The 19,214-nt window shown below is 62.0% G+C and carries 17 protein-coding genes; 12 read left to right on the forward strand and 5 right to left on the reverse strand.

Annotated features, from left to right (window positions below):
- The first annotated feature begins 41 nt into the window (after positions 1–41).
- Positions 42–1,043, forward strand: a complete 1,002-nt coding sequence (locus ACVWZA_RS03280) for an NAD(P)H-dependent flavin oxidoreductase (RefSeq protein WP_457309713.1) — start codon at positions 42–44, stop codon at positions 1,041–1,043.
- Positions 1,044–1,377: 334 nt separating this feature from the next.
- On the opposite strand, the gene ACVWZA_RS03285 is transcribed toward ACVWZA_RS03280, so the two are convergent.
- A complete protein-coding gene (locus tag ACVWZA_RS03285; RefSeq protein ID WP_457309714.1) occupies positions 1,378–2,706 on the reverse strand; it encodes an alpha/beta hydrolase family protein in 1,329 nt (442 codons plus the stop codon).
- Between the two features lie 78 nt (positions 2,707–2,784).
- A complete protein-coding gene (locus ACVWZA_RS03290; RefSeq protein ID WP_457309715.1) occupies positions 2,785–3,654 on the reverse strand; it encodes a MipA/OmpV family protein in 870 nt (289 codons plus the stop codon).
- Positions 3,655–3,791: 137 nt separating this feature from the next.
- On the opposite strand from ACVWZA_RS03290, the gene ACVWZA_RS03295 reads away from it, so the two are divergent.
- The gene (locus ACVWZA_RS03295) at positions 3,792–4,523 is read left to right on the forward strand and encodes a response regulator (protein ID WP_457309716.1); all 732 of its coding nucleotides are present in this window, start codon (positions 3,792–3,794) and stop codon (positions 4,521–4,523) included.
- Positions 4,520–5,947: a sensor histidine kinase gene (locus ACVWZA_RS03300; protein WP_457309717.1), complete on the forward strand. Its 1,428-nt coding sequence runs from the start codon at positions 4,520–4,522 to the stop codon at positions 5,945–5,947. Before ACVWZA_RS03295 ends, ACVWZA_RS03300 begins: the two co-directional genes overlap by 4 nt.
- Positions 5,948–6,490: 543 nt before the next feature.
- Here the strand turns inward: ACVWZA_RS03300 and ACVWZA_RS03305 are convergent.
- The gene (locus tag ACVWZA_RS03305; protein WP_457309718.1) at positions 6,491–7,846 is read right to left on the reverse strand and encodes a hypothetical protein; all 1,356 of its coding nucleotides are present in this window, start codon (positions 7,844–7,846) and stop codon (positions 6,491–6,493) included.
- A gap of 581 nt (positions 7,847–8,427) precedes the next feature.
- Between ACVWZA_RS03305 and ACVWZA_RS03310 the strand changes: the two genes are divergently transcribed.
- Both ACVWZA_RS03310 and ACVWZA_RS03315 read left to right on the forward strand, forming a co-directional pair.
- Entirely contained in the window at positions 8,428–8,763 is a 336-nt protein-coding gene (locus tag ACVWZA_RS03310; RefSeq protein WP_457309719.1) for a winged helix-turn-helix transcriptional regulator, read from the forward strand.
- Positions 8,764–8,858: 95 nt separating this feature from the next.
- Positions 8,859–9,566 (forward strand): glutathione S-transferase family protein, encoded by a 708-nt coding sequence (locus ACVWZA_RS03315; RefSeq protein WP_457309720.1) that lies wholly within the window; start codon positions 8,859–8,861, stop codon positions 9,564–9,566.
- 345 nt (positions 9,567–9,911) lie between these two features.
- Here ACVWZA_RS03315 and ACVWZA_RS03320 read toward each other — a convergent pair whose 3' ends face one another.
- Entirely contained in the window at positions 9,912–10,499 is a 588-nt protein-coding gene (locus ACVWZA_RS03320; protein ID WP_457309721.1) for a TetR/AcrR family transcriptional regulator, read from the reverse strand.
- Positions 10,500–10,643: 144 nt separating this feature from the next.
- On the opposite strand from ACVWZA_RS03320, the gene ACVWZA_RS03325 reads away from it, so the two are divergent.
- The 5 genes from ACVWZA_RS03325 (at position 10,644) to ACVWZA_RS03345 (ending at position 13,545) form a co-directional block, all read left to right on the forward strand.
- A complete protein-coding gene (locus ACVWZA_RS03325; protein WP_457309722.1) occupies positions 10,644–11,114 on the forward strand; it encodes an ester cyclase in 471 nt (156 codons plus the stop codon).
- 24 nt (positions 11,115–11,138) lie between these two features.
- Entirely contained in the window at positions 11,139–11,633 is a 495-nt protein-coding gene (locus tag ACVWZA_RS03330; RefSeq protein WP_457309723.1) for a DUF3237 domain-containing protein, read from the forward strand.
- Between the two features lies 1 nt (position 11,634).
- Positions 11,635–12,384, forward strand: coding sequence for an aquaporin (locus ACVWZA_RS03335; protein ID WP_457310055.1), 750 nt, complete (start codon positions 11,635–11,637; stop codon positions 12,382–12,384).
- A 150-nt stretch (positions 12,385–12,534) separates the two neighbouring features.
- The gene (locus ACVWZA_RS03340) at positions 12,535–12,993 is read left to right on the forward strand and encodes a cupin domain-containing protein (RefSeq protein ID WP_457309724.1); all 459 of its coding nucleotides are present in this window, start codon (positions 12,535–12,537) and stop codon (positions 12,991–12,993) included.
- A gap of 252 nt (positions 12,994–13,245) precedes the next feature.
- A complete protein-coding gene (locus ACVWZA_RS03345; RefSeq protein WP_457309725.1) occupies positions 13,246–13,545 on the forward strand; it encodes a glutathione S-transferase N-terminal domain-containing protein in 300 nt (99 codons plus the stop codon).
- 173 nt (positions 13,546–13,718) lie between these two features.
- Here the strand turns inward: ACVWZA_RS03345 and ACVWZA_RS03350 are convergent, their stop codons facing one another.
- Positions 13,719–16,325, reverse strand: a complete 2,607-nt coding sequence (locus tag ACVWZA_RS03350; RefSeq protein ID WP_457309726.1) for a LuxR C-terminal-related transcriptional regulator — start codon at positions 16,323–16,325, stop codon at positions 13,719–13,721.
- Between the two features lie 209 nt (positions 16,326–16,534).
- Here ACVWZA_RS03350 and ACVWZA_RS03355 point away from each other — a divergent pair, with 209 nt between their 5' ends.
- Both ACVWZA_RS03355 and ACVWZA_RS03360 read left to right on the forward strand, forming a co-directional pair.
- Positions 16,535–17,500, forward strand: a complete 966-nt coding sequence (locus ACVWZA_RS03355; RefSeq protein WP_457309727.1) for an NAD(P)H-dependent flavin oxidoreductase — start codon at positions 16,535–16,537, stop codon at positions 17,498–17,500.
- Complete coding sequence (locus tag ACVWZA_RS03360; RefSeq protein ID WP_457310057.1) at positions 17,487–19,214, forward strand: AMP-binding protein; 1,728 nt, start codon at positions 17,487–17,489, stop codon at positions 19,212–19,214. Before ACVWZA_RS03355 ends, ACVWZA_RS03360 begins: the two co-directional genes overlap by 14 nt.

Genomic DNA, 19,214 nt, shown 5'->3' on the forward strand with positions numbered 1-19,214 from the left:
GTGCTTCCCGGACGATCAGTGCCACGAACCAAGGATACTTCATGCTTCCCGCAATATTTCGCGACCGCCTCCGCCTACCCGTCATCGCCAGCCCGCTTTTCATCATCTCGAACCCGGACCTCGTGATCGCGCAGTGCAAGGCGGGCGTGATCGGTTCGTTCCCGGCGCTCAATGCGCGTCCCGCGACCCTGCTCGACGAATGGCTTCACCGCATCACAGAGGAACTCGCCGCCTGGGACCGGGCGAATCCCGATCGCCTATCGGCGCCCTTCGCGGTGAACCATATCGTGCACAAATCCAACGACCGCCTCGAGCACGACGTCGAGATCACGACGAAATGGAAGGTCCCGATCATCATCACCTCGCTCGGGGCACGCAAGGACGTGAATGACGCGGCGCATGCCAGCGGCGGCGTCGTGCTGCACGACGTGATCAGCGACCGCTTTGGCCGCAAGGCGATCGAGAAGGGCGCGGACGGCCTGATCCCCGTCGCGGCAGGGGCGGGCGGTCACGCGGGAGCGCTGTCGCCCTTCGCGCTGATCCAGGAGTTGCGCGCGTGGTTCGACGGCCCGATCGCGCTATCGGGCGCAATTGCGACCGGCGGCGCCATTCTCAGCGCCCAGGCGATGGGTGCCGACCTAGCCTATATCGGGTCGGCGTTCATCCCGACAGTCGAAGCGAATGCCGATATCGGATATAAGGAGATGATCGTCGCCTCGACCTCCGATGACATCACCCAGTCAAACCTCTTCACTGGGGTCCACGGCAACTATCTGACCCCGTCGATCGTCGCGGCCGGCCTGGACCCCGCCAACCTCCCGACCTCCGACAGCTCGGCGATGAACTTCAAATCGGGCGAGATCGTCGCTGCGAAGGCTTGGCGCGACATCTGGGGCTGCGGGCAGGGCATCGCGCCGCTGAGAGCCATCACGACGGTCGAGCAACTGGTTGCGCGCCTGGAGGGAGAGTATTTCGAGGCGAGCACGCGATTGGCCTCGCTAGCGCGCGGCTTCGTTCCAATCGCGTGTGACGACCGCCACTGACCAACTGATCACGGCGTCGCGGTCAGCACGCCCGCGCAGATCGACGAGGAGCTGTGAGTGCCCGCGCCTGGTGCAAGTCAACGATCCGGCCAGGCATATCGGTTGTGCACCAGCCGTATCATAACCGTAACTGACGTTTCACCTGTAGGACGCGCCCGCGGAGCTCTCTTTTTGCGAAAAAATATTGGAGCCTTTCAACCTTATCGGCGAGCGCGCGATCAACAGTTATGTCTCCAGACCCTCGGCGTTTTCAGCCGTCCCCCGCAGCCACTTAACCGCGCTTCAACAGGTGATTTTGCACTTGCGCGGTGTTTCGACGGCGAGAGAATGAGGCTCAAATATATTCGTCGATCCAGTCAAACAGCCGATGGTCAGACACCGCTCCCGCCGCCTCCTGGCAATGGAGCAACCCGGTATCGCGCGCATCAAACAGGATATAATCCTTGGGACATCGCAGTGCGTCGAATAACGCGCGCGCCTGGCCAACGGAGAACATTTCACCCGTCCCATCCATTACCAGGGTGCGTGCCCTTATTTTCTCGACGACTGGAACGTTGGTGTAGAGGCGCAATTCGTAGAGCAACTGCGACGGCGTTGCGACGCCATGCTTTGCCATCGCATCTTTAATATACCAACGAACGAGCGGGTCGGTCGCCATGTGTTTGCGCATTTCCACATCGAACCGGTCCGGATCCCTATCGAGCAGTGGGAGCAGGTCAGGGAAATAAGACTCATATTGCGCGAACGTCGAGCTTCCCCAGTCCAGCACGCCCGGGTTGGCCACGACGAGTCGAATGCGCTTCTCGAACGCAGCAGCGCGTGGGACAAGCGCACCGCCCATGCTCCAGCCCAACAATGCGATCCGCTTTCGGTCCACCCCCGCAATACGTATCGCCACATCGACGATCGGCGAGATCACCTTTTCCCAGTCCGGCCGGAAAGCGAAACCCCACTGTCGCAACGCCAGACCCTGGCCAGGCGAGTGAACAAACAAGACGTGGTAGCCCCGTGCCAATGCATCGTCGTGCAGGTGCGCGGCGCTCTCAGGCCATGCATCACGCCCCTGCTGGAGGATTAATAACGGTGCGTCGCCACGGGCGTGTGGTGAGCGCATGAAATAGCCCGGAAGATGTCCGCCCTCATACCGCGCACGGATCGGAACAGCAGCGATATCGAGTGCGCCTATCGCATTGTGATAAGCGTTGGCGGCGCTACGGGCGATTTCCAAATCGCTCGGGTCTGCCGCATCAGGATGGTGCAGGAGCGCCGCACGGTAATACATCGCCGCGCGCCGGTAGGCCTTGCCAGCGCTGATCCGCTTTCCTCGCGCAAGTGAAAGCTCGGCCATGGCCTCAATACGCCGGGCGGTCGCGGTCCACTGGCGAGGCCAGCTCCACTCGTCGCGAGGGTCGATACGGGTCGCCGTATCGAGAACCTCGCCAACGTCGGCAAGTCCGCCATAGGTTGCGCCAAGCACGTGAAGGAGCTGGCTGTTCATGACCGGGTCGGACATCAGGTCCAGATCATACCAGGGACGGTTATCGGTGGTACCGGCACTCACGGAGGCCAAGGCTTTGCCGCCGGCGACGGGTAACAGCAGGCCGCCGAGCACACCGCCGAACAGTGCGCGTCGTTCGATGGGCAGGAAGTTGGACAAGGCCATTTTATCCTCTGAAAACGTGGCGCTCGTCACTTCCCGACGGACCCCGGCGGCAAGCGCGGCGATGCACAGGGTTGAGCGTTAGAAGCTGAACGCAAGAAAGGCACCGGCTTGGAACTGATCCGGCGATCCGCGCAACCGGACGAGCGGATTGTCCTTCGCATCGTTGATCAGCCGGGTGTAGCCACCAGTCGCTGCGATGCTCCACCGAGGGCTCAGCCGGTAGTTTAGGCTCGCCGCCACGCCGGCATCCTTCATGCCGTCCTTCGCTCGGAACATCGGCAAGCCGCTTTTCAGGGCTTGGGCCGCAGTGACGCCAAAAAAGGCATTCATATACGTCCTGTCCGCCCAAGTCGTTCGGGCAGCGACGGAAACGCCAAGGCGAGGTGCGAGGTCGAAACCCACGCCCAGCTCGGCTTGCACCACGGTGCCGTCATGGCCATCCGCAACGTCCTTTCCGCCACTGATCCGGATCCACGCCGGATCGATGGCGAGTTTGGCAGCCGCACCCGCTTCCACCGACGTGCCCACATTACCAAGTCCTCGCAATGCCTTGCTGCGATCGTCCGGCCTGTCCCGCAGATATCGGGCGACTGGGCCAAGCGTAAACTTGATGCGGTCGGACAACTGCCAACGGACGACATCGACGCCAATTTCATTGCCCTCGATATAGAAGAGGTCGCCGTAATGGATCGACAGATATGGCAATGGTGCGATTTCGTAATCGTTTGCACCTTCAAACTTTGGAACCCAGAGCGCGCCGGCGCCGATTGTGGCGTCCCATCCCTTTCGCTCGGCATTGCCGGTCGGCTGTGCTTGGGCTTCCTGCGCGTGCGCGGCGAAGGACAGGACGAAGGTTGCGACGGCCGCAGTCGAAACGGCAAGCCGCAAAACCTGCCGCTTGAGGAACGGTCGAAACCGGATGGGAAAAAAGGGGCTGAACATCGTCATTTGGCGCTCCACCGTTGATCGGATCGCCCCGTCCAATAGTCGCTCGGCCGCCGCTGGAGACGACAGCGCGATGTCGAGATATTACGATGTGTTACAGGTGCAGACTTGCAATTCCGACTTCGATATCGCTGCCACGCATGTCGACCACCGGGCCCGCACATGTTCTTGTTGTCGATGACGATCGCCAGATCAGAACGATGCTTGCCCGCTATTTGCGCGACCATGGCCTGCGCGTGACGATGGCCGCGAACGGTCGCGACATGACCGAACTGCTGACAGCCGGACGCTTTGACATCGTTATACTCGACGTGATGATGCCGGGGGACGATGGTTTTACCCTGTGCCAGCGACTACGGTCGGATAGCAACGTACCCATCATATTGCTGACCGCGCGGGATAGCGAAACCGATCGCGTCGTCGGGCTGGAGCTTGGCGCTGATGACTATGTGTCGAAGCCCTTCAATCCACGCGAGTTGCTGGCCAGGATACGTGCGACCCTGCGGCGCGCGACAATGGCCGGAGAGCAGACATCCATCGGGCAAAATCATGTCTTTCGGTTCGCGGGCTGGGCGTTGGATGTCACAAGGCGGGCACTGACATCGCCTAAGAATTCCCATGTCGACCTGACAACCGGTGAGTTCGACCTTCTAAGTGCCTTCGTCCTCCACCCGCAGCACACGCTCAGCCGCGATCAATTGCTGGATCTCGTACACGGTCGGAGCAACTACAACATCGATCGCAGCATCGACGTTCAAATCAGCAGACTGCGCCGCAAGATCGAGAGCGATCCCCACGATCCCCAGTTCATCAAGACCGTGCGCAACGGAGGCTATTATTTCGCCGCTGCCGTGGAAGGAGCAGTCCGATGATCGCCCGTCTGCAGCGGCTGACACATTTGCGACTGGCGCCGCGCATCGTCATCGCCATCTTGCTCACCATCGTCGCCGCCTATCTGTTCAATCAGGTCTTGCGCACTATCATCCCGCCACCTCCGTTCCTGATCGTCGAGCGGAACTGGCTCGTCGAGGCCGTTGCCGATGGCGTTCGCGTTACCGAAAGCGCCCCAAGGGAAGCGGACAAGAGCGCTTTCGGGCAATTGCCACAGGCGGCGCTCCTGGATTTTGCCATCTCGCGCAGCGTTCCTCGCGCAGCCGGAGTGCCGAGCTCGGCGCTCGCGGAGCATCTGCGCCTTTCTGTTGCACAACGACTGGGCGGATCAGCGCGCCTGGTCAGTGTGTCGAGTGCGCCCTACGATCAGAACTACACGGAACGGACGGTGAGAACTGTTCTGGTTATCGTTCCCAAGCTACCTGCCATGCTCACCGCCGATACGCTCGCTAGTCGCGAAAGCAGCGTCCTGGCGGACTTCAATATCGTGGTTCACCTCGCGAACGGCCGCTGGCTGACTGTGACGCAGCGAAATCTCGCTGAGCCATGGCAGCATTATGCGCGCGTTGGCATTGGCATCGCCGGCTACCTGTTGATTGCGATCGCCTTTTCTATCTGGATGGCACGCAGCATTGTCCGCCCGCTCCGGAGACTGGCGGACGCGGCAGAACGTCTTGGGCGGAGCGGCGAAGCGACCGTCGTGGACGGAATGCGCGTCCCCGAATACTCCGCCATCGCGGAAACGTTCAACACGATGCAGTTGCGGCTTTCCCGCTTTATCGACGAGCGCCTGGGCATGCTGGCTGCGATCTCGCACGACCTTCGAACGCCGCTCACGCGCCTTCGCCTCCTCGCTGAATACTTGGAAACGCCGGAGCAACGCGAGCAACTGCTCGCCAATGTCGGCGAAATGGAAGTCATGGTGACGGATTCCCTGGCGTTCATGCGCGGCGAGGTGCGCCGGGAGGCTAGCGAGACCGTGGATATTGCCGCCCTACTGATCAGCATCACAGATGAATTCGGAGATTTGGGCGAAAACATCGTTTATTCAGGACCCGACCATTGCGATCTTCCGGGCCGCCAGCTCGCGCTCAAACGCGCGTTTTCAAACCTCGTCGGCAACGGCGTAAAATATGGCGGCTCGGTCCAGTTAACGTTGCGTGCTGCGGAGCATTTTGCGGTGATCGATATCAGGGACGCTGGACCTGGTATTCCACCAGACCAAGTGGACCGGGCCTTCGCGCCATTCGTCCGCCTAGAATCATCGCGAAGCCGTGCGACCGGTGGGTCGGGACTGGGTCTTTCCATCAGTCGCGATATCGTCCGTGGGCACGGCGGCGATATCACTTTCCTCTGGCCAACAGACGGCTTTGTCACGCGCGTTTCCCTGCCGTTCCCCGCCTGAATCGATCATGCGGCTCAGCGCCGCTCCCTTTGTCGACATCTGCGCAAGGCCTTGGCAGGAAATTTCGAACTAGATAAAAGTCCCTTGGGTGTATTTGCGGCAACTGAGATGCAACACCAAGCGCCCACGTTACATTGATGATACCTATTGTCGCCTATCGCCATCACAGCACCACCTGCCTTGACGGCGAGACTGCGGGCGCAACCCGCCGCAACCGCCACAATCTCCCGCCAGCCTCCTACGCCACATTGGCCAAACCCATTCGAACCCGCAACAGTCACAGTCCCGTCCGATCGAAGCCGAGGTATCTTGCATTGCGATTCACACAAACAGCTTGCCGAAACTCCATGGGGGAGTGCCTTTGCCCGTTGAAAAAAAGGGACGCTGGCGAGGCTTAGATCGCAATTGAACGAAGGGCCTATTCCGGCGTTAGTTCGTCGCTTGGAAGTTGATCCCCAAACTTTTACCCTGTGCCGCTGCACGTTGCCGGATAGGAAGAAATATCCCACTATGCGCTCGGACTGGATCGGCCGCCTCGTGAGATCACGGGGCGACCTCTTTCGGAAATGACCCGGGTTGATCTCTTATCGCTGAAACGAGATCCTTCCATCCGGCCACATCGACATGCATCATGAAATACCGATCGGGCGAGATATTCTCCCGCGTCACCGCATCGACGAGTTCGCTGGCCGTCTGGGTGTTGCTGGGCTTGCCATCGCGTCCCTGCTGGAAGACATCGCTCCCATAGAGCAGTTTCAGTTCCGGGAAGTAGGCCAGCATCTGCCGCTCGCTGGTGTCGCCCCTCACAGGAAACAGCAGGAGCCGATTGGCGCCGGAACCGAGCACGGTCGCTGACGAAACCACCTTCAGAATGGCCGATCGCTTTCTGGTCCCGAGCGCGTCGGGGCGTGTCTCGAAGCGACCGCCGATGATGCGCTGGATCGCGGGCGCATTGATGCCGAGGCAATAGATCGGAATCCTGCGGGCGACATACGGGCGAAGGCCAGCGATATGCGGCCAGGCGTCGGACGTGCTCACCACCGCCTTGATTGGCATGCCCGGATAGCGTTTCGCAGCTTCAGAAATCACAAGCTCGGAATAGGCAGAAGATATCGGGGCATCCAAGATGATCAACCCGTCGTCCTGACGAACGATTGTCACGTTCCACTGGCCCGGGATGAAGGTGACCCCGGTCGCCAGGTCGCTCGCTGGATTGCCAGCTAAGCCGAGGCGCACGGTGGCCGGGGTCGAGGCAACGGTCGCGAACTGGGCTTTGATGGCTTCCGGGATGACCGTGTCGGCTTCACTGAGCGGGGGATCCAGCACGAGCGACCGGACCATGTAGGTGGCCTCATGCACTCCGTCGCGCTCGACGTCGGATTGCATGGGGAGTCGGAGCCCTCTCTCCCCCAGCTTCCACGACGAAAAATAGGTGCGCATCGGGGTGTCCCCCGCGAAACGCCAGAAACCCGCTCGCGCCAGTGGACCGCCATAGTCGACCGCCGTCGGGAGATGCGTGTAGTGGTTCAGAAAGAGGCGCACCTGCGCCCCATCGAGGGTGAACGTGACGACATCCTGCGAGACGGATTGCATGGTCGTCGGAGGGGCCAGGCGCACATCGTCGGTGCTGATCGCAGTGAGCAGCAGACGGGACGGAGAGAGCGCCATCGCTTCGTTCGCACTCGCCAACATCTCCGCGGTGCCGACCACGCGGTTGCCTCCGGAGACGCGCATCGCCGCAGCCCGGTCGGCAACGGTTTCAGACACGGAGTTTGCAAAGGGTGGAATCGAACTCTCCACCTTGCGACGCCAGCGATACTGCACCGTATCCAGTTCGACCGTCTCGCGTTGAAACTCGACGATGAAGGGTCCTTCGGGTCGCTCCGATTGCTCCAGCATATTGCGATATCCGTCACTGACCACTCGTAGTGAGTGCACGGACCGGAGTACCGCCTCGCCTCCCTGAGCCTCCATCGCGGCGCGTAGTAGCGAGACGGCCGCCCGGTCTGAGGCTGAGGCTTGCGGGACGTGGAAGGTGCATAGAATGGTCAGCATGCTCATCGCCGCGGCCCAGTGCGAGCGCTGGTTTCGCGGTTGGATGGCTGTCCTGTCGCCCGACCGGTTCCACTTAGCCATGCTCTATGTCACTCCAACCCTGATGGGAGGCGCCGCCTTGCCCGTCCACCGCCCAGAAATCCAGTCGCGTGAGAGATGGCAGCTTCGGTTTACGTCGCCCCTAACGTCGGCAGTGCGACGGCGGTTTGAATTCAACCCCGTGCGTCGATCGCATCTTGCACTGCGCCGGCGCAGTCGCGGCTGTGGCTGTGGCTGAAGGGCCGTAACCCAATGGGGGGCTTGCTGGTGTCCCACGCAGAAGTAAATCAGGGGTCTCTGGGCATCAAACCGACTACCATGCCACCAAACACGCGACACTCGCTAGGAGTCGCGTCCCCGCCGATCCATGAACAAGGAGCTCGACTATGAAGGACCTGGTGTCGGCCTGTCCGATTGAAAATGCGATGATGCTCCTGAGCGGCCGCTGGCCCGCTCTCCTCCTGTACCATTTAAAAAAAGGACCCCAGCGATTCAGCGACCTCCGCCGGGCAAACCCTGCGATTTCCCACAGAATCCTTAGCCACCACCTGAAGCAGCTTGAAGAGGCAGGCGTGGTGCACCGGCTTGAAGCGAACGGCTATCCGCTCCGCGTCGACTATAAACTTTCGCTTTCCGGCGAACGACTGATGCCGCTCATCGACGCGATGGGAGAGTGGTGGATCAGCCGAGCGTCGCCGACGGACACCGCGATTCCGGCGTAGTCCCTGGTTACAAAAATGTGCGTAATTCCTCGCCTGACTTAGTCGCAGTAAGGCATCTCCAACTGTTCAGCCAAACCTGTTGTCGGAGATGAAAAATGGAACCAATCCTTGTTTGCGGCTTCCCGGCGGGAAGTTCGATGGGCCTGCTCGCGGTCCTGGAGTGGCTGGGCAAGCCTTACAAAATAACGCGTGTCGACATGCTTGGTGAGATGCAGCAATCTACCTACGCAAAGCTGAACCCGCGGCACGAGACGCCCATCCTAGTCACTGACAGCGGCCGGGTGCTTACTGAAACTATGGCAATCGCGGGGTGGCTCGAAGCGCGCGACCTCGAACGTCGCGTGAGCTTTGATCCACTATCTGCCGAGGCGGATCGAATGCGGCAAGTTGCAGCATTCATCAATACGGGGTTCACTGGCGCATTCGCGCCGCTCTGGGCCGCGTGGGAGGGCCAGATGCCAGAGGCCGAGAAGGTAACCCTACGAGCCTTTGGGGCGCAGCTCGTGTGCAAGCGACATGATCAGCTAGAGCAGCTACTCGATCATTCGCCATATGCTGTCGGCGACCGACCCACCCTCGCCGACGGCATCTTCATCGGCGTTGCGAGATGGGTTGATTTCCATGGGCTTGGGGATCCAGGCCGTTGGCCTCGGACTACCCGGCTGCGGTCCGCGCTCGAAGGCGATCTGGCCGTCCAGTTCGCGACCAGCATCGAAGCAGGCGACATGGTACCGGGTTCAGGCGCTCTAAGCGGAACAATGAGTCTCACCGATTTGATTTCAAAGTTCGGCGCTGCGGCGTGACGAGGGAGGGCGCGCGCGGGCGCGCTCTCTCTTATATCCCGCTATGGAAAGCGCCTTCTGGCTCAGGTCACCGGTCGGTTCCTCCGCGTCCGAATCCGGTTGCTAGGGCTCACTTGGCCGATTCCGAAAGCAATTGATTGGCAGTGATCCTGAGCTGGGGAGCGGAGAGACGCAGTCCGTTGCCTAGTCGGTAGGCGCCTCACTGAAGGCTTTTGCCTCCTCTACGACCGCGTACGACACGGTTGACCTATCGACGCGTGCCGTTCGCCATCCTGATTGCCAACCTCCCAGGCACCGGATCAACGTCCCGGCGCTGGACCAGGATGCGCTGCGTCTGAAAACAGATCAGATCCGGATGGAGGCGACAATCCGCTCAAGCATAGCCTGCACGCGCACATTCGCCTTATTGTCTCCGAGCAGCCGAAGCGCGTGCTGATAGGCATGCGCCGCGCCGATCAGCTCGAAGGCTATCTGCATCGCATCCGTTTCGGGGCGGAAGGCACCGTGCGCGACGCCGTCGCGCACCACCGACGCCAATAACGCCCGCCACTCCCGTTGCGACGCGACGAGCAGATCCCGCATCGGACCAGGCTGGTCGTCGCATTCCTGCGCGATCGCCATGAACAAGCAGCCGCCGTCGTCCGGCGACCCGCGAAGCCATCTGCGCCAGTTCTCCAAGAGTGACGCGAGACGCTCCTCGCCGGCCGGTCGGGCTTGGCTTGGCTCGATGACGCTTGCCCTGAAGCGCTTCGTCGCCTCCTCGAAGACGTCGAGCTGCAACGCATCCTTCGACTTGAAGTGCGCGAAGAGCCCACTCTTCGACAGGCCCAGGGAGTTCGCGAGCGGCGCGAGGGACAACCCCTCGAAGCCCACAAGCGTCACCTGCCGGAGCGTCTCCGCGACAATCGCGTCCTTAGTAGCAGAACCCTTCATCAGCGGGGAATAGCACGACCGGTCGGATCAAGATAGGTTTCCGCTTGATTGATCGCAGAGGCTCAGGGAAAAGTACTCGCTTGTATAAAAGCACGACCGGTCGTAATAACAACTCGGCAACAGCTTCACGAAGGAGATTCTCGGGTGGACGGTGACAGGATGTTTCAGCTCGCATCGGACCTCGCGGAGGCCAAGAGCCGCCAAGATCTCGCCACCTCGATCCCTCTCCTCCATCCCGACATGATCCTGGTGACGCCTGCCTTCGGCACCGAGGCCCGCGGTCGCGAAGAGAACGAGAAGGTGCTCGGCCGGTTCTTCGCGACGTTCCCGGACTACCATGTCGAGCTCGACGGCCACGCGGACGACGGCACCACACTTATCTGCTGGGGCACCGCGCGAATGACGATGACCGGCGACAGGTTCGGCGCGGCACCCAACGGCAAACGCGCCGAGCTTCCGGTCTTCATCGAGTTCACCTTCCGCGACGACCTCATCGCGAGCGAGCGCTTCGTTTTCGACCTCTCGCAGCTGTGCGCCCAGTCGGGCATCTCGACCGATATGGTCAGGAGCCGCCTGTTCGGCGACCCAACACCCGCCGTCGCGATCGCCGCCTGAAACCTCGAACCAGGAGATACGGACATGGTGGTGGACGCACGCGTGAAGGACGTCGGAAGCATCGGCACGACCCCGCTGTTCGACATGATAGTGAATCTTGAGGAGCCTGTATCTTTCGGTGACGGCCCGGATGGCCGCCGGGTGCTGTTCGCTTCGGCCGGCGGGGTCTTCGAGGGCGCGCGCCTGCGCGGCGAGGTGCTTCCCGGCGGGGGCGACTGGACGCTGTTCCGTTCTACCGGGGTGATGACACTCGACGTGCGTCTCAGCCTGAGGACGGATGACGGCGAACTTGTATTCATGACCTACGGCGGGCGGTTCGTCCGCCCGGCCGACGTCCAGGCCGCGCTGGCGGATCCCGTCGACCGACTCGCGGTCGATCCCGCGCGATACTACTTCCGGACCAACCCGCTCTTCGAGACGGGCTCCAGCAAGTATGCGTGGCTCAACGACGTGGTCTGCGTCGGCATCGGCTATCTCGTGGACCGCGGCATCGCCTACAAGGTGTTCTCGGTTGACTGACGTGCTGGTCGAAGTGCCCAGCGATGCCCGCGTGTTGGAAGCCTCGCTCGCTCCCCTTGAAACTACGCGCCACGCCTTCTCAATGTCGCGCCGCGTCGCCGCGGAGGTCGTCGGATCGGCATTCCTGTCGATCGCCGTGGTCGGGTCGGCAGGTCTGGCCGGCGATCTCGCGACCGCGGAGCCAGCGCTTGCGATCCTGATCGGCGCGTTGACCACCGCTGCCGCGCTATTCGCGCTCATTGAGTGGCTCGGGCCCATCTCCGGCGCCCATTTCAATCCACTGGTGACCTTCGCATTCGCCATGCGACAGGAAATGTCTGCTCGCCGCGCAATCGCGTATTGTTGCGCGCAGCTCGGAGGCGCTGTCCTCGGGGCCCTCGTCGCGAACAAGCTCTGCGGCCATCCGGCGATGACGCTGGCCGCCGTGCAACGGAGTGGAATGGCCCACCTGCTGGGTGAGGCAGTTGCGACCTTCGGCCTAATCAGCGCGATATGGACGACGTCGCTGCTGCGGCCGTCGGCCACCGCTCCAGTCGCCGCCACGTACGTCGGCGCGATGTTCTGGTTCACCGCGTCAGGCTTCGCCAATCCAACCCTGACCATCGCCCGATCATTCACCGACACGGCGGCGGGCATAACCCTTGGCGACGTGATGCCGTTCATCATCGCCCAGTCGGTGGGCGCTGCAGCTGCGATCCTATTCTCCCGGTGGATCGCGGCGAAAGAACCACTGGCTTCAGGACGACCTTGAGTGATCATATCTGGTGCAATGAGGGTCCGTCGCTCCGCACCGCAGTTCGGCGCTCATCAGGCGTCGCTCAACGCAGCGGAGTGGCACTCATCGACGTGAATGGACAGCTTCCACAGCTCGTCGCCGATACGGCATAAACAGGAGACCGACGTGCCCAAGATCGACCTCGACCTGATCGAACCCAAGCGGGGCAGTGATTATCCGCATCCCTTCGAACTGCCGCTCGCCGGGCGGGAGGCGCGCAGCGTGGCGAGGGCCGGCGGCCTGATAGACTTCAACGCGAACCACGTGACCGTGCCACCGGGCTGCTGGTCGTCCCAGCGGCACTGGCACGAGGGCGAGGATGAGCTCGTCGTCATCCTGTCCGGTGACGCGGTCCTCGTGGACGACGTGGGGAGACACCCGATGACGGCCGGCGACGTCGCCGTCTTTCCAAAGGGCGACGGCAACGGACATAAGCTCATCAACGAGAGCGACGCCCCGCTCGTTCTGGTGGCGGTCAGCAAGCCTGAGACGTCCAAGGTCGTATACAGCGACATCGACCTCGTCTGGACGCCCGAAGGCGGAGAGCTCCACCGGGACGGCAGACCCTACCGTGGAGGCGCCTGAGCCCAAGAACGTAACGTCTCTCGACAATGAGCGGATTCGTCGTGAGCAAACTGTCGATCCGCGGCGCGCCCCGCCGCGAGCCACTGGGCGGTCCACAGCAGCCGCACCACTGGCCGGTTCGACGTTCGCCGAAACGGAGTGGGGACACTTGACGTCGTTGGTCGCGCGACATGCCTCGATGATCGCATGACTGGGCGCGGGGGAACGTCGTGACCAGACACTGTCGTCAACGGCGATCCTCGGGAGTCCGTGATGTACGACCTCTACCACTCGCCCAACGCCTGCTCCATGGCGGTCCACGCCGTGCTGCTCGAGATCAGTGTTTTTTTCCGACTCCACCGCGTCTCCGTCCTAGAAGGTGAGACCAGCACGCCCGCCTGTCTGGCGATCAATCCCAAGGGCCGCGTTCCCCTGCTGGCGTTCGCCGGAAGTTCACTGACCGAGGTGCCAGCCATCCTCACCTATCTCGCGGACGCCCACCCCCAAAGCGCCGGTGGGGGGGGCTTCGGACATTCGACCGCTGACATTCTCGATGTAACCAAGAGGTCATAGCTCCGGAAGATCGGGCCGCTGGGGTCTGGCGGCTTCTCGCCACGAGTGAGCCGAGGGCGCTTTTTCTCAAACCAATGAAATATGCGCAGGCCGCGGGGCGACTGAGGCGGGGCGCGATACCGCCGTCACCTCGCCAGTCGCCGCCTCCGATCAGAAAGAGTGGGCTAATTCTGCTAACGAAACAGTCCCAGGCTGCGGGCGACCGCCACCGCACTCGTCCTGTTGCCCACGCCCAGCTTGGAATAGATATTCTGCAAATGCCATTTTACGGTATTTTCAGACAAGCTCGCATTGCGGGCGACTTGCGCATTGCTGTGTCCATCGAACACCAAGCGCAAGATCTCGCGCTCGCGATCTGACAGCGCCTCTATCTGTACAGGGGTTTCGGCAAGCCGCGGCAGCGCCATCGGGTCCTCTGCGCACAGCGCGTCGAGATAGGATCTTGGTACCTCATCTAGGGCCGTGGTTGCCGCGACTGCTTTCACCAAGGCAAGCGCTCTCGGCCCTTCGTCAGCTATCGACCGGACAATCCCGCCGGGCGCGGCGTGTAGCACTGCGCGCCGCATTGTTCGGATGGCCGCCGACCTGTCCCCAAGCGCGTCGCGGCAGATGGCCTCAATCGTGAGCAACTTGATTACACGGATCATACGATTTGAAGCCAATGCTTTTGCAGCGGCCGCAGATGCGCGCGACACAATACTTGGGTCGAGGGCGAAATAGGTGCGGAATCTTAGTTCCCCAACGAGGTTCGCTTCTGTTTCCAACGCGTGAGTGATTATGCCCGCTGGCTCCTCAAACAACTTCTGCCCGACGATGTCGGTGTGGAGGCGCGTTGCCTTCTGTCCGTCCCCCGCGAGAACCGCTATTCGCAGACGTTCCCACGCCATAGCGGCACCGAGCCTAGGCCAGCCCATTTGGGCGGCGATGCGGTCGCCCTGTCCAAGCGCGCGCTCTATTCTGACCGGGTTGCTGCTCAACGAGGCCAACCGGACCTCGGTGATCATGAATGAGGTCAGCATGTCTGGAAGCACGATTTCCATCGGACCGCTGAGGCACCGCTCTATGTAGTCCTCCGCTTCGCCGATCCGATTAGATTCATAGAGTGCCGCGGGAACGTAGGCGAAGGCGATCTTTGACGCCGCTTTCTCGGTCTTTTCGCCCTGCATCATTCGCTCGGCCAGTGCCCACGTCTCGAGAGCGGTGGTGCAGCCGCCACCTATCATGTCGGTTAGACCAACCAGCGCCTGAGCGATCGCAGCGCCGAACGAACTGCCGGCGCGCTTGTTGTCGGCGATGGCTTCGAGAGCCATTCGCCGCCCGTTATCAAGTGAGGAGCGGGAAATCCATCCGATGGCGGCTATCGAACGGAGGGTACCCAGCGTATAGGGCGAAGCGTCGTGACACTCCCTCAAGCCGCGCTCCGCAGTCTCCAGACATTGCTCCGGCCGATCTCCATAAAGTGCGATCATTCCGTCAACGGCGTACAGATCGTCGCGAACTGCCGGTTCCAAATCCTGAAAATGCCGTCGCGCCGTCGCCAGATGTGACCGGGCCGCTTCCAGTTCGAAGCGCGACGCAAGGGAGCACGCCGCATCTACGTGGAGGCTGGGATTGCGGTCGAAACCTTCGTCCGGAAGCCTCCGCGACCATTCGGGGTCGGCACTTGCTCGACCGAGCCGGCGACGCTCGCGGCTTGCGGCATCTAGCAAGTCGGAGGCCGCGATTGGATCTGCGGCGGCAAAGGCATGGCGTATTGCGTCGCTGAGCCGGCCTTCCGCTTTGTGATGCACCATGGCTGCGTGGTGCAGCTCCGCCCAACGGGTCGGGTTTTTATGAGCTAGTTCCTGCTCCATGCACTGCGCTACCAGAGGCTGGTAGCGCAGCCAGCCCCGTGTCGCATGCTCATTCGATTCTCTCACAACGATGCCGGAGCGTTCGAGTTGGGCGGTCAGATCCAGAGCGTTCGCCCTTCCGGTGACGGTCGCCGCTAGTTCCGCGGAAAATCGGACGAGGGATGCAGCTTCGAGCGCGAACTCGCGCACTTCGCTCGGAAGAGGCGCAAGTATTTCCTCAGCAACATAGGTCTGGAGCAACGGCCAAGCCGCGATGTCGCCGGCCATGAAGTCGGCAGATTTGGTTGGCGAAGCTGTAAGCGCTATCGTCGCCATTCCGACGGCGGCTGGCCAACCGTTGGTTAACCTCATGAACTCCGCGATCTCAGAGGAGGTAAAGTGCAGGTCGTTTGTTTCAAGCCATTCGCGTAATTCTGCGGCGGAGAAGCACAAGTCCTCGGCCTCTATGAGCGCAAGGTGCGCACCAAGCCTCAAGCGCGCTGTCCCGCGGGAGGGATACGTTCGCGACGCGACAAGCAGACGCGTGTTGGGTGGCAGGGTCTCTATCAGACGCAGTATGGTTCTTTCGCCAAGGTGCCCACCGACGCGCTCTAACCCATCGACCAGCGCAATCAGAGGCGTGTCGGCCGATCCGCTTGACGGGCCAAAGGCAGTGCTCAGCCACGCTTCGAGACGCCCGCTATCCCGATCGTGCTCGCCCAGCGTGATCCCCCGGCATTGTATCCCTGCGGCCGCTTGCTCATCTTTGATCTGCTGAAGCAGGAAAGACTTACCGTATCCCGCCGGCGCATGCAGCAGCGTCGCGCGGGGTGCATCAGCATTATTGAGGATCCCGGTCAGTCTCGGTCGCGACATCCCACGGAAAGCAGATCTCGCTTCCGGCGCTTTGATCCGATCCGCAATCTTTAAGCTGACGATCTTGCTCACGTGTCCACCTTGCCGCCACGATAGCATGGACGCGAGGCGCCGACCCCCACGAAAGTATGGCCACCAACGGGCTCGCTGTGCGGCCATACTTTTCAACGGCCCATTTAGGCCAGGTGCCGCGTAGCAGCGCGGACGACCAATGACTGGTCGGCACTTGCGACAATTCGGCGCCGATCCATGCAACCGCAATCTCATCTCGGAGAAGCACGATGCTACCCGACGGACCCCTTGCGCGGCCTCTCAGGCTCCCCGTAATCGCCGCACCGCTTTTCATCATTTCGAGTCCCGCCCTCGTGATCGCGCAGTGCACGGCCGGGATCATCGGATCGTTTCCTGCCTTGAACGCGCGTCCCGCCAGCCAGCTCGACGAATGGTTGGCGGAGATAGGTGAAGCGCTCGCGGCATGGGACACTCGAAATCCTGATCAGCCATCTGCACCGTTCGCGGTCAACCAGATCGTGCACCGCTCGAACGATCGCCTCGAACAGGACATCATGCTCTGCACGAAACACAAGGTTCCCATCGTAATCACGTCGCTCGGCGCGCGGGAAGATTTGAACCGCGAGGTCGCTTCCTATGGGGGAGTGACGCTTCATGACGTGATCGATGACAGGTTTGCTCGGAAGGCGATTGAGAAGGGCGCGACGGGCCTTATACCTGTTGCCACCGGCGCCGGTGGACATGCTGGCCGGCTGTCGCCCTTCGCCTTGATGCAGGAGATTCGCCTATGGTTCGACGGGCCCGTGGCCCTTTCGGGCGCCATCGCCAGCGGCGGTGCGATCCTCGCCGCGCAGGCGATGGGAGCTGATTTCGCTTACATCGGTTCGGCGTTCATTGCCACCGCCGAGGCGCGCGCGAGCGATGTCCACAAGCAAGGTGTCGTTGATGCGAGAGCGAAGGATATCGTCTATTCCGATCTCTTCACCGGTGTGCATGGAAACTATTTACGATCTTCGATCGTCGCGGCCGGATACGATCCCGACGATTTGCCTCGCAGCGATCCCAATGCGATGGACTTCGGCAGCACGTCGACAAAGGCGTGGCGGGACATCTGGGGATGCGGGCAGGGTGTCGCGCCGATCGACGCGGTCGTTCCCGCGCGAGCGCTCGTCGAGCGCTTTAGCCGCGAGTACCGACAAGCACGGGCAGGATTGCTTGACCGTGCCGTCGGCTGATCCACTCGGCCGGCCCGGCCTGTTTGAGCGCCTTCGCGCGCGCGCCACTGCCACTGGCGATCGACCCGCGTTACGGCTGCTTTCTCACGTGGCGGATGCCATGCCGGTGGAGGAGATGACCTTTGCCGACCTCTACCGGCATGTAGCACATGCGGTCGGTCGGTTCGCAACACTCGCTAATGACCCGATCGTGGCGCTCGTCGTTCCGAACACGCCGAAGGGTCAGGCGGCTTTCCTGGCGGCTGAGATTGCAGGCATCGCGGTACCCATCAACCCGCTGCTACCGGATCAGCATGTCGGCCATCTTCTCAGAAGCGCAGGCGCTTCAATCCTGATTGTGCAGGACGCGGAAGCTAGAGCTGCCGCGCTTGCGGCCCACCGAGGAATCCTTCGTCATGTCTTCACGCTGGACCAAGGCGACAACGCTCTCTTCGGCAACATCGACGACTATCGCGATCATGACCGAGTAGGGCAGCCGCAGGAGCTTGGCCGCGCCGTCGCCGCATTCCATACCGGCGGGACCACCGGGCTTCCGAAGCTGGCGCTGCATCGAGAGCAAAATCAGCTGGTCGCGTCGCTGACCTGCGCGAGCCGTGTCGGCCTTGGCGAAGGCGACGTCGTCCTGAACCCATTGCCGCTCTTCCACGTCGCCGGGGCGATCTGCGTCGGACTCGCCTCCATCCTAAGTGGGTCCTGTCAACTTCTACCGACGGCCTCCGGGGGCCGCTCGCCCGGGTTCAGGGACCATTTCTGGTCAATGGTTGAACACCATGGGGTCACCGCCATCGCCGGGGTCCCTACCATAATCGCCGGTGCCGTCGCTACCATGCCCGAAGATCGGCCGCCCGCGCTGCGGGTCATCCTGGTTGGCGGGGCGCCACTCGCAGTGGCGGTAGAACGGGAGCTCTCGCGTCGCTGGGACATCGACTTGGTCGCGGTGTACGGAATGACCGAGACCGCCGGTTTCCTGACCTCGCGCATTGCGGGAGAGGTCTATCCGTTCGGTTGCGTGGGTCTGCCGGCCCCTGGCGTCGAAATACGGGTCGTCAGGGATCCGGCCGATGCAACCTCGCAGGTCCCAGTCGGAGACCAGGGGCACATCCTGGCGAGCGGCTCGACGATCGGCCCGGGCTACACGGATGGTGGCCTCAACGAGACGCTGTTCAACCCTGGCAGTTGGCTGATAACCGGCGACAACGGCGCTATGGACGCCGGAGGAAACTTGTTCCTCACCGGTCGGGCAAAGGATGTCATTATCCGTGGCGGCCACAACATCGATGCCGCGCTGATCGAGGAGATCGCGCTGCGGCATCCCGCCGTGGAAGCGGCCGCCGCAGTCGGGGCGCCGGATGCCTACGCCGGCGAGATTCCATATCTGTACGTGCAGCTCAAGCCTGCGATGTCCTTGGACCTCGGCGAACTGGAAGTTCAATTCCGAGTCGATATCGAACCTCCCGCGGTGCCGAAATACATCGAGGTCGTGGATTTCATGCCCATCACCGGCGCGGGCAAAATCTACAAGCCCGAATTGCGTCGGCGCGCGGCGCAACGTGTTTTGAGCGTCCTCCTCGGCGACCGGTCTGTGCCGCCGCCGGGCTGGCGCGTGGACGAGGCGGACGGTCGATTGATCGTCCGGTTCGATCCTGCCCATGGGGAGGCGATCATACCGATACTCGAAGAGCTTTCACTCGGTGGACAGCCCGTCCCGAGTTAA

The organism is Sphingomonas sp. UYAg733 (assembly GCF_054057355.1).